At 69.4% G+C, this 13652-nt stretch carries 12 protein-coding genes; 6 read left to right on the forward strand and 6 right to left on the reverse strand.

Annotated features, from left to right (window positions below; genetic code table 11):
- Positions 1-9: 9 nt before the first annotated feature.
- A complete protein-coding gene (locus KEG57_RS07945; protein ID WP_272417450.1) occupies positions 10-1215 on the forward strand; it encodes a hypothetical protein in 1206 nt (401 codons plus the stop codon).
- Positions 1216-1237: 22 nt separating this feature from the next.
- Here KEG57_RS07945 and KEG57_RS07950 read toward each other — a convergent pair whose 3' ends face one another.
- From KEG57_RS07950 to KEG57_RS07960, 3 genes are all read right to left on the reverse strand, one after another.
- Positions 1238-1996, reverse strand: coding sequence for a hypothetical protein (locus tag KEG57_RS07950; RefSeq protein ID WP_272417451.1), 759 nt, complete (start codon positions 1994-1996; stop codon positions 1238-1240).
- 118 nt (positions 1997-2114) lie between these two features.
- Entirely contained in the window at positions 2115-3392 is a 1278-nt protein-coding gene (locus KEG57_RS07955) for a serine/threonine protein kinase (RefSeq protein WP_272417452.1), read from the reverse strand.
- 6 nt (positions 3393-3398) lie between these two features.
- The gene (locus tag KEG57_RS07960; RefSeq protein ID WP_272458338.1) at positions 3399-4292 is read right to left on the reverse strand and encodes a serine/threonine-protein kinase; all 894 of its coding nucleotides are present in this window, start codon (positions 4290-4292) and stop codon (positions 3399-3401) included.
- A gap of 138 nt (positions 4293-4430) precedes the next feature.
- Here KEG57_RS07960 and KEG57_RS07965 point away from each other — a divergent pair, with 138 nt between their 5' ends.
- The 4 genes from KEG57_RS07965 to KEG57_RS07980 are packed head-to-tail and all read left to right on the forward strand — an operon-like array spanning position 4431 to position 9088.
- Entirely contained in the window at positions 4431-5411 is a 981-nt protein-coding gene (locus KEG57_RS07965) for a tyrosine recombinase XerC (protein ID WP_272417454.1), read from the forward strand.
- Positions 5408-7690 (forward strand): sulfatase-like hydrolase/transferase, encoded by a 2283-nt coding sequence (locus tag KEG57_RS07970; RefSeq protein ID WP_272458339.1) that lies wholly within the window; start codon positions 5408-5410, stop codon positions 7688-7690. The genes KEG57_RS07965 and KEG57_RS07970 overlap by 4 nt, the downstream gene beginning before the upstream one ends.
- A gap of 52 nt (positions 7691-7742) precedes the next feature.
- Positions 7743-8435 (forward strand): HAD family hydrolase, encoded by a 693-nt coding sequence (locus tag KEG57_RS07975; protein ID WP_372518155.1) that lies wholly within the window; start codon positions 7743-7745, stop codon positions 8433-8435.
- A gap of 5 nt (positions 8436-8440) precedes the next feature.
- Positions 8441-9088: a pseudouridine synthase gene (locus KEG57_RS07980; RefSeq protein ID WP_272417457.1), complete on the forward strand. Its 648-nt coding sequence runs from the start codon at positions 8441-8443 to the stop codon at positions 9086-9088.
- On the opposite strand, the gene KEG57_RS07985 is transcribed toward KEG57_RS07980, so the two are convergent.
- Both KEG57_RS07985 and KEG57_RS07990 read right to left on the reverse strand, forming a co-directional pair.
- Positions 9081-10370 (reverse strand): hypothetical protein, encoded by a 1290-nt coding sequence (locus KEG57_RS07985; RefSeq protein WP_272458340.1) that lies wholly within the window; start codon positions 10368-10370, stop codon positions 9081-9083. The genes KEG57_RS07980 and KEG57_RS07985 overlap by 8 nt on opposite strands.
- Positions 10371-10475: 105 nt before the next feature.
- Positions 10476-11159, reverse strand: a complete 684-nt coding sequence (locus KEG57_RS07990; protein ID WP_272417459.1) for an RNA polymerase sigma factor — start codon at positions 11157-11159, stop codon at positions 10476-10478.
- A 232-nt stretch (positions 11160-11391) separates the two neighbouring features.
- On the opposite strand from KEG57_RS07990, the gene KEG57_RS07995 reads away from it, so the two are divergent.
- Positions 11392-12732 carry an ATP phosphoribosyltransferase regulatory subunit gene (locus tag KEG57_RS07995; protein ID WP_272458341.1) on the forward strand — a complete coding sequence of 447 codons (1341 nt, stop codon included), beginning with the start codon at positions 11392-11394 and terminating at the stop codon, positions 12730-12732.
- Here KEG57_RS07995 and KEG57_RS08000 read toward each other — a convergent pair.
- Positions 12694-13644, reverse strand: coding sequence for a DUF6882 domain-containing protein (locus KEG57_RS08000; RefSeq protein WP_272417461.1), 951 nt, complete (start codon positions 13642-13644; stop codon positions 12694-12696). The genes KEG57_RS07995 and KEG57_RS08000 overlap by 39 nt on opposite strands.
- Between the last annotated feature and the right edge of the window lie 8 nt (positions 13645-13652).

Below are 13652 nucleotides of genomic sequence, written 5' to 3' on the forward strand. Positions count from 1 at the left end.
CATGGAGGCATGCGCAAATCAAGGATCCGAATCGGGCTCGCCCTCGTGTGTGTGATGAGCGGGGCCGCCGTGGCGCTGGGAGCCGGATGCAGCGGGATACCCGAGACGTTCGAGAACGAGTGCAATCCCGACACTCACTTTCCCGCCCCTATCTGCGTGGACGCCGGCACCGACGCCCCCGCGGACGCCGGCACCGACGGCCCCACCGCGGACAACGGCCGCTGCCCGACGGAAACGCATACGTGCGTGCCTCTCCCCGAAGGCGACGACGCGATCTTCTGGCACGCGGATCCGCCGCTTCTCGTGTGGATCGGCGAAAACGTCGAGGGCGAGGAGAACCAGCCCAAGTGTCTTCCCAACACGGCGCCCGCCGTGCAGGCGCGCATGTTTTCGGATCTCGTCGCGCCCCCCGCCACGTGTGATTCATGCTCGTGCAAGCCCGCGACGGCTGATTGCGACCCGGTCCCCACCTCCATCACAATCCGCGCGGGCACCTGCGACGACCCAAGCGCCCCGACACTTCCCTTCGACGGCCCTGCCGGCTGGGACGGGAGCTGCACCGCCGCGAACGCCTTGCCCCAAGGCGCCGAATGCCCGCCGGGGAGCGGCGTCCCCTGCCTGCAATCGATCGAGATCGGACCGCTTCCGCCTCCGCAAAATGAGAAGTGCGAAGTGGACGTGGTCGAAGTGCCCAAAGTGACCGGCCTCGTCACGAAATGGCAGACGACGAGCCTCGCTTGTCGCGGAGTGACGGATACCTCGCTCTGCGATGATGCGGGCAAGATGTGCCTCCCCGAGGCGCTGTTTCCCAACCGGATCTGTATCTGGCGCGAGGGGCTGCATACGCAATGCCCCACGAACTACCAGGGCGAGCCAGCGCGCTGGATGTATCCGGAGAAGGTGAAGGAAGGCCGCGGGTGCACCGAATGTGCGTGCGGCGCGCCGAGTGGCGGGGCGTGCGTGTCGTCGTTGCGGCTGTTTCAGGATGGGGCCTGCTCCGCGCAGTTCATGGAGAAGACAACGGCATCCCTCGGCGGTGATTGCGATCCAATCTTCCCGAACGGCCGCGCCCTCGGCGGCAAGGAAACCAGCCCCGCGATGTACATGACCGGCACCTGCGAAGCGAGCGGCGGCGAGCCGTACGGGGAGGCGATGGTGGATGTGGAGAACGCGGTCACATTCTGCTGCCGGCCGTCGTACGTGTTTGCAGGGTAGGCCCTGCTCTGCGCAAGTGCGCTTATTCGTCCGCCGTGCGTGTGACTTCGAGCGCCACGAATTTCAATTGGGTGGTGTCCTGATCGCCAACATACACATGGAAGACCTTGCCGAATTCGAAGGCAGCAGCCACATCGGACGCAGGGACGACCACGGTTGCAATTTTATCATCGAAGGCCACGTCCTGGTCTGTCAGGTCGACACGAAGACGGAGCTCCTTGTGCCAGGGGACAGCCTTGAAGCAGGTTGAGGTGCCGAAATTCGGATGGAACTCCCGTACGGGCCTTTTCTTGGAGGCGAGGTCCATTTTGCGCGAGAGCTTCCCATCATACGAGCCCGTGGGTGCTACCTCGAGGGTCCCGAAAACATCGGGCTTGCCAAACGCGCGAAATAGGGAGCCGGAGAGAACGGTGGTGAGCTCAGCGGCAACCATAGCCGGATGCTTGCGAGCAAGCGCTGCCAGCATTCTGAACGCTTCGTTGGATTTTGCTCGCTGGTCCTCGGTCGCTTTCGGAGGGCCAGGGTCCCACGGGCTTCCGTCCGCCTTCGTGGGTGCGATGACCGCGCTGGTCATGCAGATATCGATCATAGCCGGCATCGGCTTCTGCTTCGGCTTCTTCTGCGCGTCCTGGTCATCGGACGGTCCATCATCCTGATCGCCCTCGGACGTATCGTCCTCCGCAAGGGCCGTAGGGACGGCGACGGCAGACGTTGCGGCAACAGCGGCCAGCAAGAACAGCGCACGCGCGATACGGGCGCCTCGACGAACATCCTCCCCCATCGAAGACCTCCAGCGAAAAAAACAGCAGGCGATGACAAATCGCCGAGCATGCAGGTGAGGGTACCACGGTGATGCACCGCAGGGGAAGAGCTGCCTCGTTTGGCGCGGTGCGCCCGCGTCAGCGCGACGCGAAAAACGCCGCGGCGAGCACGGCCACGATCGCAACGACGGCGAGCGTGTAATTGATCGGGCTCGGCTTTCTCTCGGGCGCCCGCCGCGCGGAGAGGGCGGTTTCATCGCCCCGCGCCTTTTTCTTTTTCTTACGCGGCTCCGCGCTCGGCGGCGCCTTTTCCGGCGTTTTTTCCTCGCTCGCCTTCTCGCTCGGTTTTTCCGGGGGGCGCACCGAAACCGAGGGCGGCGGCGGGGTCTTTTTCGAACGAACGGCAGCTTCCTCGACGACCTCGCTCGAAATCGAGAGCGCGTCGAGCGCCTCGATCACCGCGCCCGCGTTCGAGAATCGCTCGTACGGATCCTTTTCGAGCAGCTTGCCTACGAGCGGCTCGAGCTCGGCGGGAATCTTCACGTCCGGCGCGCGCACCGAGAAGGGCGGCGGTGGGGTCGTGCGGTGATGCTGGAACATCTCGATCGGATCGGTCGAGTCGAACGGGTGTTTGCCCGTCAGCATCTCGTACATCATCACGCCGAGCGCATAGAGGTCCGCGCGCTCGTCGACCGCGTCCATGCCGTGCGCCGCCTCGGGCGCGAGGTAATTGATCGTCCCGAAGATCACGCCGACGCCCGTGAGGCGCGAGGGCGGTCGGCCCTCCTTGGGCACCGTGAGCGGGAGCTTGCCAACCGAGACCTTCGCGAAGCCGAAGTCGATGAGCTTCGCCACGAAGCCCGCTTCGAGCATCACGTTTCGCGGCTTCAGGTCGCGATGCACGATGCCAAGGTCGTGCGCGGCTTGCAGGCCGATCAAGATCTGCCGCGCGACGTGCACGACGAGCCGCGGCTTCATGGGGCCTTCGCGGATCACCTCGGCGAGGTTTTTTCCTTCGACGTACTCGAGGATCAGGAAGTACGAGCCGTCGTCGAGCTTCCCGAAGTCGGTCGCGTGGGCGATGTTCGGGTTGTCGATGTGCGCGCCGACGAGGGCCTCGCGCTCGAAGCGCGCCACGATCTCGGGGTTGTCGTCGCTCTCCGGGTGCAGGATCTTCACGGCGACGCGCTTGTGCATGAGCACGTGCTCGCCGAGGTAGACCGCGCCCATGCCGCCCATCGCGAGGAGGTCGAGGATGCGGTAGCGCTCCGAGATCGTCTGGCCGATGAGATCCCGCGCGCGTTCGAGCGCTTTTTGATGGGCGTCGGCGTTCGCCTGGTCGACGTCGAGCGGCTCTTCGGCCTCGGCCTCGGCGTCGATCTCGATGGACTGCGCGCTCTCTTCGGTAGGCGACATGCGGGGCTAGCCGGGTAGACGGAAGGTTTGTCGCACCCGATCGGCGCTCGGGCCTTTGCCGTTCATCATCACGCGGATGAGGTCGTTCCACAACGTGGGGATGTACGGATGACGCTGGTTTGGATCGGCCGCGAGCGCGCGGGCCGCCCATGCGTCGATCTCGGGGGCGAGGTCGGGCCGGATCGAGGCGAGCTCGGGCCGCGGCGCGGTCGTCACGGCGAGGGAGAGATCCGCGAGGGAGTCGCCCTGGAACGGCGCTCGGCCGGCGAGCGCGCGGTAGACGACGGCGCCGAAGGCGTAGACGTCGGCGCGATGATCGAGCGGCTCGCCGCGCCACGCCTCGGGCGCGACGTAGCTCGGCGAGCCATCGGGCTTGTTCTCGGCTGTGAGCGCCTCGAAGCCGAGGACCTGGGCGAGGCCGAAGTCGAGGAGCCGCACGCCGCCGCCGCGCTCGGGCGAGACGAGGAAGAGGTTTGCCGGTTTGACGTCGCGGTGGACGATGCCGAGCGCATGCGCGGTGTGGAGCGCGCGCGCGATCGGATCGAGGAGCGTGAGCAGGTTGTACGAGCTCAAACGATCGCCGAAGCACTCCAGGTCCTGGAGGTGCGCCTCGAAGCTCTCGCCATCGAGCAGCTCCATGGCCACGTACAAGGCGCCCTCGGGGTCGGTCCCGAACGCGTGGATGCGCGTGACGCTCGTGCCCCAGAGCGATGCGAGGGACTGGGCCTCGCGGAGGAGGCGCGCGGGGAGCTGCGGGTCGTCGCTCACCTGTTTGCGCAGGCGCTTCAGGGCGACCTCGGTCCCGGTTTGCAGGTCCTCGGCCCTGTACACGACGCCATGACCCCCGCGGCCGAGCTCCTCCCCGAGCTTGTAGCGGCCGTCGAGTGTCTCGCCTTCCATAGGTTCCCCGAGGAGCAATCTACCCGTTCCCTCCCACGGAAGGCATCTTTTCGCGGAACGTTCCGGTTCGGGCCGGTCGATCGATGGGGACCGTCGTCTCTTTGCCCGGGGGCGGGGGGCGATGCTACGGGAAGGGCCGTGAAGAGCGCGGTCCCGGAGAACGCCGCGAAGGGCGCGGGCCTCGAGGAGGCCGTGGCGCGTTTCGTGCGCCATCTCGGCGAGGAGCGTCGAGCGTCGCCGCATACCGTGGCCGCGTACCGTCGAGACCTTGCCCAGCTCGTCGCTCACGTGCAGGAGCGGCGCGGGCGGGTTCGCGGCCCCGGAGATCTCGACGTGTTCGTCCTGCGAGGGTTCCTCGGGCAGCTCGCCCGGACGCACGCGCCGCCCTCGATCGGCAGGAAGATCGCCGCGGTGCGAGCTTTCCTGCGCTGGCTCGAACGGCGCGGGGAGATCGAGAAGAACCCCGCGGCCGAGCTCGAGCTACCGAAGGTGCGGCGGCCGATGCCCACGTTCGTCAACGCGGACGCCGCGGCGGAGGTCGTCGAGGCGCCGGACGAGGCGACGGCGGAGGGGCAGCGGGATCGAGCGATCCTCGAGGTGCTGTACGGCTCGGGGCTCCGCGTGTCGGAGCTCGTGGGGCTCGACGTCGGCGACGTGGAGATCGAGGCGGACGGAGGACGGGCGCGCGTGCTCGGCAAGGGGCGCAAGGAGCGGATCGTTCCGTTCGGCTCGCATGCGCGCGCCGCGCTCGTGCGATGGCTCGGGCGGCGGGAGGAGCTCAGGAACCCGAAGACGGGCGCGCTCGACGAACGGGCGCTCTTCGTGTCGAGGCTCGGCCGGCGCATCAGCGTGCGACAAGTGCAACACCTCGTGCATCGGTACGGCGCGCTCGGAGCGGGCCGCGCAGATCTGCATCCGCACGCGCTCAGGCACACGTTCGCCACGCACCTGCTCGACGGCGGCGCGGATCTGCGGGCGATCCAGAAGATGCTCGGGCACACGAGCCTGTCGACGACGCAACGGTATGCGCACGTCTCGATCGATCACCTGACCCGGGTGTACGACGCGGCGCACCCGCTCGCGAAGAGAGGCGCGCCGCGCGCTCGAAACAAGGGATGAAGACGGCGCTGTACGTTCGAGCTTGGGCGAGCCGGATCGCCCGCGGGGCGATGGGCGCGTCGATCGCGGGCCTCGCCGCCGCCGCGCTCGACACCGCCTACGCACGCGGCGGCGAGGAGGAGCGCATCGAGGCCGGCAAGGCGCTCGCGATCTTCGTGGCCGACGCGGGCCTCGTCGCGCCCGTCTCGCTCGTCGTGGGGCTCGTCGTGGCGACGTCGCTCGTGTTCCTCTTCCCGGAGGCGGCGCCGACACCCGCGTCGGCCGTCGCGTGGCTGCGAGCGCGCGCCAAGGGCCGGCCCGCGGACGTGGCCGCGTTCGTGCCGCTCGCGATCGTGGCCGCGTTCCTGTGGATGACGCTCTCCGCGCAGCTCGCGCGGGCGCTGCTCGCGCTCGACGTCGCCGCGCCGCTCGCGGGGCTCTCCATCGCGACGGGCACGCTGCTCGTGGGCCTGCTCGCGACGCTGCTCTCGCTCGCGCTCACGCCGGCGCTGCGGCAAGCGCTGGCCACGGCGAGCGAGGGCCGGCCCGCGTTCGTCGATCCCGCGAAGACGGCCTTCGCCGCGCTCGTGGTCGTGGGCCTGCTCTTCGGCCTCGGCGTCGCGACGGGCGGGCCGAGCGGCGAAGGCGGGCTGTTCGGGATTTACGGCGTGCTCAAGCGCCCCGAGCTCGATCTGCGCGCGGTCGGGATGCTCGCGCTCGTCGCGTTCGCCGCGTTCCTCTCGTCCGCGCTTGCCTCGCCGCGCAGGTCGTTCGTCGCGGCGCTCGTCGCGCTCGCGCCGGTCCTCCTCGCGCCGCGGACGGCCGTCTCGCTCGGGGGCGAGGGCGCGCCGGTGGCGCAGGCGATCGAGCGGGATGCGCCGCTCGGCAAGCTCTCGCTCGCGGCGATGCGCAAGCTCGCCGATCGGGATCACGACGGCGCGAGCGCGCTCTTCGGCGGTGGCGATTGCCGCGAGGGCGACGCGTCGGTCGGGCCGCTCGGCGTGGAGATCCCCGACAACGGCATCGACGAGGACTGCTCGGGCACGGACCTCCGCGCCGAGGTCCTCGCCGCGCTCGCGCCCGCGCCCGCAGCACAAGCGCCCGCGCCGAAGAGCGCCGACGTCCCCGCCGATCTCAACGTCGTGCTCATCACGGTGGACACGCTGCGCGCCGACCTCGGCTACGCCGGTTATCCGCAGCCCGTCTCGCCGAACCTCGACAAGCTCGCCGCCGAGAGCGCCGTGTTCCTCCGGGCCTACTCGCTTGCCTCGTACACGGGCAAGAGCGTCGGCCCGATGCTGATCGGCAAGTACGGCAGCGAGACGCAGCGCAACTGGGGGCACTTCAACAAGTTCGAGGAGACGGAGACCTTCCTCGCCGAGCGCCTCTCGCGCGCGGGCGTCCGCACGATGGGCGTCCACGCGCACCGCTACTTCGGCAAGTTCGGCGGCCTCGACTCCGGCTTCGACGTGGTCGATCTCTCGGCCGCGCCACCCGAGAACGCGCCCTGGGACGTGGCGGACATGAAGTCGAGCCACGCGCTCACGGACGCGGCGCTGGCGCAGCTCGCGAAGCCGGAGAACACGCAGGGACGTTTCTTCCTCTGGGTGCACTACCTCGACCCGCACGCCGACTACCTGCGCCACGACGACGTGCCGAGCTTCGGCGCCGGCCAGCGCGGTCTCTACGACGGCGAGGTCGCGTTCACGGACAAACACATCGGCCGGCTCATCGACGGCATCCGCGCGGCGCCCTGGGGCAAACGCACGGCGATCGTCGTGACGAGCGACCACGGCGAGGCCTTCGGCGAGCACAAGATGTTCCGCCACGGCTTCGAGCTCTGGGAGCCGCTCGTGCGCGTGCCGCTCCTCGTGCACGTCCCGGGCGCCAAGCCCGCGCGCATCGAGGCGCGCAGGAGCCTCATCGACCTCACGCCCACGGTCCTCGACCTCTTCCGCATCGAGCCGCCGAAATCCGCCGCCGACGGCCCGGATTTCCTCTCGGGCACCTCGCTCCTTTCCGACGTGCTCTTGCCCGAGGGGCAAACGCCGGCCGAGCGTGACGTCGTCATCGACATGCCGGCCGGCCCCTACAACGACGCGCGCCGCGCGCTCATCCACGGCGATCTCAAGCTGATCGTCTCGAACAACGCTGGCTACGAGCTCTACGACCTCGGCCAGGATCCCGAGGAACGAAAGGACCTCTGGCGTTCGCCCGACACACGTCGGGGTATGGAGGAGCGATACGCGGCCCTGCGCGCGCGCCTCCGGGAGATCCGCGTGACCGGCCCGCGGAAGTAAAACCCGGGGAGCCCCTTCCAGACCCGGTAGGCGATCGCCTAGGATGAGCCCCGTGCTTCCCCCCACTGCGGTCGTGTTCGATCTCGACGGGACGCTGCTCGACAGCCGCGGCGATATCGTGGCCGCGATCAACCACGCGCTCCTCACGACGGGGCGCAATCCGCAGCCCGCGCAGGTGATCGTGCGCCTCGTCGGCGACGGCGCGCGCGCCCTCTGCGCGAGGACGGCGAAGATCCCGGAGGACGCGCCGGAGGTCGACGAGCTCGTCCGCCTCTTCGTCGACTACTACAAGCAGCACCCGCTCGATTTCACGCGCTGGGCGAAAGGCGCGCTGGAGGCGATCGAGGCGCTCTCCTCGATGGAGAACATGGCGCTCGGCATCTGCACGAACAAGCCTCGCTCGACGACCGACGTGGTGCTGCGTGCGCTCGGCATCGAGGATCGGTTCGGGGTGATCGTGGCGGGCGGCGACACGAAGGAGCGCAAGCCCGACGCGGCGCCGCTCCTGCTCGCGGCGAAGCAGCTCGGCTCGATGCCGGCGGCGGTGGTGATGGTTGGCGACGGCCCGCAGGACATCCTTTGTGCTCGAAACGCCGGGACCTGGGCCGTGGGCGTCGAGTCCGGCTTCTCCACGGTCGAGGCGCTCGTGCAGGCGGGGCCGGACGTGACCGTGCGGGATCTGTCGATGCTGCCCGGCATCGTGCAGCGCTGGCGCGAGCCGACGACGAAGATCAAGCTGCGTTAGGCGCGTTGCTCTCGATCCTCCACCACGGCGAACGCTTCGTCGTCGTCGACAAACCTTCCGGCCTCGCGGTCCATCCCGGCTGGTCCGACGACGAGCGGACCGCGATGCACGAGGTCCGCGATTCGATCGGCCAGAAGGTTTTTCCCGTCCACCGCCTCGACCGCGCCACGAGCGGTGTGCTCGTCTTCGCGCTCGATCCCGAGAGCGCCCGCGTCTTTTGCGAGATGTTCGAGGAGGGCCGGGTCGAAAAGCATTACCTCGCGCTCGTCCGCGGCGTCACGCCCGAGGCCGGCACGATCGACCACCCGATCCCCCGCCGCGAGGGCGGCCCGCGTGTACCCGCCTCGACGTCGTTCCGCCGGGTTTGGCGGGGCGAACACCTTTCCCTCGTCGACGCGGAGCCGCATTCGGGCCGGCTCCACCAGGTGCGCCGGCACATGAAGCACATCAGCCACCCGCTGATCGGGGACGCGAATTATGGCAAGGGCGCGCTGAACCGCGAATATCGGGATCGCTTCGGCCTCGCGCGGCTCGCGCTGCACGCGCGCTCGCTCGGCTTCGTGCATCCGTGGGAGGGGCGACCGATCACGTTCGAAGCGGCGCTGCCGGAGGACCTCCGGGCGCCCTTCGAGCGGATCGGCGTGGTCATTTGATGATCGACTGACAGCCGAAGAAGACCTCGATCTTCCCGGTCTTGTCCTCGCCGACCAGGGCCTGGGCCTGGTCGCACGAGCTCTCGCAGAGGATCACCTTCTTCGGCGCCGCGGGATCGTCGTAATACCAGCCGCCGCCATTGCAGGCGGCCGCGTCGGCCACGCGTGGCAGGTACGTCGGCGCGCCGCCGTCCGAGAGGGCCACGTTCACGAGCTCCGGATCGAGGTCCTCGCCCGAGGGCGGCTTCGGGATCGCGAGCTCGCACGAGAGCTTCGCCGTCTGGTCCACCGCCTGCGCGACCGCGTCGAAGAACGGCTGCCACGCCGCGCTGCCGTCGCAGAGCTTCGCCCGGACGCCGCCCGTCTTGTTCACGAGCGTCGTGTACGTCGGGCCCGAGCTCGGCGGCTCGGTGCCGTCCGCGTACTGGCAGACCGTGTTGGGGTTCGAGAGCGAGTCCCAGCCGTAGATGCCGCTGAATACGTAATCGGTGAAGAGCCCGTTCCACGTCGGGTTCAGGATCCCCGGCGGCAAGGTCAGCGTGTTCGCCGGGTTCTTCCCGCCCTGGAACGACTCGAAATTGGCCGCCGAGAGCCGGGAGTTATCGTCCGATACGATGACGATCGTCTTCGTCGCCTGCGGCCGGAGCTCTTGCTTCCACGGCTCGCCGCCCCTCTCGTCGCCGAGCTTGTAGCCGTCCGTTTGTCCGAGCGTGCCGAGGAACTGCTCGAGCGGCTGGACGCTGCGGATGTCCACGCTCGAATGGAAGAAACGCGCGCCATTGCCGCAATTGTCGTCGCCCGCGAGCGGCGCCGGAATGCAGATCGGATACCGCGTGCTGCCGCTGATCTGCACCGGGCTCGTCTTGTTCCGGAGCGAGAGCATGATGACCTTGTAATCCAGGTTCTTCGCCGCGATCAGCGCGGCGAACGCATTGAGGCCCTTTTTGATCTCGATGATCGCGGGCTCCATGCTCGACGAGTTGTCGACGACCCAGATGATGTCGACGGGGAGTTTTTCGACCGTCGCCTCGGACGCCGTCGAGGCGCACGCGGCGTCGTCCGAGAACGGCGCGTCCGTGCCCGTCCCCCCGTCGTCCAGGAAAAATCCGCCCGCGCCCGCCGAGCCGCCCGCGCCCGCTCCCTCACCGGCTCCCCCGGTCGCCCCGGCTCCGCCGTCTCCCGAAGGGCCCGACGGGCCGTCGCCTCCGTTCGAGGTGGCACACGCAATAACCATGGTGGCGAGGGACGAGGCGAAGAGCGAAAGCAAGACGCAAGGGCGCATGGTCGGACCTTACCACCGTTTTCCATGCCGAACAGGGTCCGTCGGTGGCAAATCGGTGTCACCCTGGCGTTGCGTACGGGAGGCCGCACAGGGGTGGGTGGGGCGTCACCCAGCCGTCGGTCCCCGGCGCTCGACCGGGCCGAATCCCGCCTGCAGCTCGCGACCATAAGGTGTCGCGTTCAGAATGGCGCGCAGGCGCAGGCGCGCGCGGTGCAGCCGCGAACGGACGGCACTTTCGCTCACCATGAGTTTCTGGGCGATTTCCTGGAGCCCGAGGTCCTCGTGGTAATGCGCCATCACCACGTCCCGATAGTCGTTCGGCAGTTCGCCCAGGGCGAGCCGGACGAACCGCTCGCGCTCGGCCACGCTCGCCGCGTCGTCTTCGAGCGCCGGGGCGCGCATCGTGGGCAGAACGCTGAGGTCCTCGAGGTCGAGGCCGCCGACGAACCGCGCCCGCTGACGCCTCTGGGAGCGCATCAGCATCAGAGCTTCATTCGCCGTGACCCGGAAGAGCCACGTGGTGAAGCTCGAATCGCCGCGGAAAGAGCGAATTCGTCGGATGACCTGGAGGAGCGTCGATTGAACGAGATCGAGTCTGTCTTCGTCCGAGACGGGATACCGAGCGAGCTGCCGCTCCACATGCGGTCGGATGGCACGCGTGAGCGCGTCGAGCGCCACGGTGTCGCCATTCTTGACGCGCTCGATGAGCTCGCTGAGCCGGGCCTCGGCCCCGGCAGGCGCGGGCGGTGCCGCGGAGGTACGCGTCGTCGTGACGGCCTGGACGGCCATGAGAGCCTCCATCGCCAGCGCATTCCCGGCACTTCGTGGGCGCGCCTGGCAGGTGGTCGGAGTTAGCAAGTCATCTGCCAGGCATGGCAGGTCGGGATCCGCGCGAATGGCTGGCGCCGCTGGCACGTCGGGGCGTGAGGTATGTGCCTCCGCGCCTCGCGGATCGCGTGGGCCATCGCAGCGAGGGCACAAACGATGCGCACGGATTGCCCAGCCGCGGTATAAGCCTGACGTGGACCGTTCTGGCTCTCCGCCCAAGGCGCTATCGCATCCGCTGCCCGCCGGGATGCGTGATCTCTTACCGGAGGAGACGCGAAGAAGGCGCGCGCTCGCCCGGGCAATTCTCGACCATTTCGCTCTGCACGGATACGACCCGGTCACGCCCCCGGCGTTCGAGCTGGCCGAGGTGCTGGAAAAAGGCCTCGGCGCCCTCGACCCCGGCGACGTTCTGCGCTTCGTGGAGCCGGAGTCGGGGGAGGTGTGCGCGCTCCGTCCCGACATGACGCCGCAGATCGCGCGGATGGTGGCCACGCGCCTCGCCGCCGAGCCCGTGCCGATCCGGCTCTGCTACGAAGGGACCATCGTCCGGCGCCGCCAAGGTCGCGCCAAGAAGCACCGGCAAATCCCGCAGGCCGGCGTGGAGCTCTACGGCGCGCCGTCGCCGGAGGGGGACCTCGAAGCGCTGCGGCTCCTCGCCTCGGTGACGCGCGCGGTGGGCCTCGAATCGTTCGTGATCGACCTCGGCCATGCGCTCATCGCGCGCGCCCTGGTCGACGTGGTGCCGTCGCCGCTCGACGTGGAGGTGACGGACGCGCTGGCGCAGAAGGACGCCACGCGGCTCCGGGCGCTGCTTGCGGGGCGGGAGGCTTCGGGGGTGCCGGCGCGCGTGGCGGACGCGCTCGTGGCGCTGCCGGAGCTCGCGGGCGGGGCGGAGGATCGGCCGGGCGAGGAGATTCTCGCCCGCGCCGAAAAACTGTTTGCCGGGACGAGGGCGGAGGGGCCGCTCGGCGAGCTTCGGGCGCTCTGGGAGACGGCGCGTGGGACGGGGGAGAGCGGGCTCGGGGACGTCTTGCGGCTCGATCTCGGCGAGGTGCGGGGCTTCGCGTATTACACGGGGCCGATCTTCCACGTGCTCGCGCCGGGGCCGGGCGAGCCCGTGGGCGCGGGGGGGCGATACGACGATTTGCTCGGGCGTTTTGGTTTGCCGCTGCAAGCCGTGGGGTTTGGTCTGCACCTCGACGCGATTGCGCGGGCGCGGGAGGCCGCGGGCGTGCGGGAGGAGCGGCCGCTCAGGGTGCTCGTGTCCGCGGATCCGCCGGGGGAGGCGCTGGCCGCGTCGCTGCGAGCACGGGGCATCGCGACGGCGTTTCACGCGTCGGGGGCGGATGCCTTGCGATATGCGGCGGCGCATCGGTTCTCGCACGTCGTGACCGAGGGGAACGACGGGGCCGTGCGAATCATCCAGACGGACAAACCCGAGGCCGCGGTGGAGATCGCGGCGGGCGCGGGGGGGGTGGATGCGATCGTGCGGGCCCTAGGCGAAGAGGCGCCACTCGTCGACGAGCAGCCCTAGCGCCTCGTCGAGGCTACCTGCGAGGTCCGGCGAAAGCCATTCCGACGACGAGGCGCCCTTCGCGACCGACTCGAACGACGGCACCGGCACCTTGCCCGCGAGCTTCTCCAGCCGTTTGCCCGTCCGCGCGAGCCGCGAGACCCAGTCCGTGCTGCGGTAGGCGTATTCGGCCTCGTGCAGGAGCGCGCTGCCCACGCGCGCGAGGCGCTCGCGCACCACCACGGCGGGCTCCGCGCCCGAGCGGATCGCCCTGCGACTTGCTTCGAGCTCCAAGAGAACGAGCCCCGCGGGCGAACCGGGCGTGAACGACGCGCTGATCGGCTGGAACGAGAGGTCCGAGAGCGCGAGGAAGTACCACGAGTGCGGCGCGGCCACGCGGTAGAGCCATTCGGCGCCCGAGGCCTCGGCCGCGGCGATCGCCACGCCCCAGGCTTCTTCCTCGTCGACGTCGTCCCGCTCCGTCGGCAGCCGCTCGACGGGACGCACCGAGGCCGCGCGCAGGAGCGGATCGGCCCAGGCCATGGTCAGCGAGGACGTCGTGGGCGCGTAGCTGCAGAGCGCGCGGGCGCGGGCCTCGGCCGAGACGCGTCCGCGCGGGTCGAGCCACACGAAACGTCCGTCCTTCAGGTCCACGCGATACTCGTGGTCCTCGGCGCCGTGCGCGGCGAGCTCGCGGAGCAGCGCGGCCCCGCGCTCGGCCCACTTCTTGACGAGCGACGCGTCCGCGGCGGGCGGAGGCTCGGTGCGTGCGGACCGAACCTCGGGCATCTCGGGCGCGTTCGGCGCGAGGGCAGGCTCGTCCCCGGGCCTTTTCGCGGCGGCCTTCGAGGTCGTCTTCCTTCCGACCTTCGTGGCCTTTGCGGCGGCCTTTTTCGTGGGCTTTGGCTTCGATCCTGCGCGCGCCTTGCTCATCGTGCCTC

The organism is Polyangium jinanense (assembly GCF_028435365.1).

What these genes read in the sequence shown, in the direction of transcription:
- KEG57_RS07945 (WP_272417450.1), top strand. Translation starts at nt 10, where the DNA reads ATGCGCAAATCAAGGATCCGAATCGGGCTCGCCCTCGTGTGTGTGATG.
- KEG57_RS07950 (WP_272417451.1), bottom strand. Translation starts at nt 1,996, where the DNA reads ATGGGGGAGGATGTTCGTCGAGGCGCCCGTATCGCGCGTGCGCTGTTC.
- KEG57_RS07955 (WP_272417452.1), bottom strand. Translation starts at nt 3,392, where the DNA reads ATGTCGCCTACCGAAGAGAGCGCGCAGTCCATCGAGATCGACGCCGAG.
- KEG57_RS07960 (WP_272458338.1), bottom strand. Translation starts at nt 4,292, where the DNA reads ATGGAAGGCGAGACACTCGACGGCCGCTACAAGCTCGGGGAGGAGCTC.
- KEG57_RS07970 (WP_272458339.1), top strand. Translation starts at nt 5,408, where the DNA reads ATGAAGACGGCGCTGTACGTTCGAGCTTGGGCGAGCCGGATCGCCCGC.
- KEG57_RS07985 (WP_272458340.1), bottom strand. Translation starts at nt 10,370, where the DNA reads ATGCGCCCTTGCGTCTTGCTTTCGCTCTTCGCCTCGTCCCTCGCCACC.
- KEG57_RS07990 (WP_272417459.1), bottom strand. Translation starts at nt 11,159, where the DNA reads ATGGCCGTCCAGGCCGTCACGACGACGCGTACCTCCGCGGCACCGCCC.
- KEG57_RS08000 (WP_272417461.1), bottom strand. Translation starts at nt 13,644, where the DNA reads ATGAGCAAGGCGCGCGCAGGATCGAAGCCAAAGCCCACGAAAAAGGCC.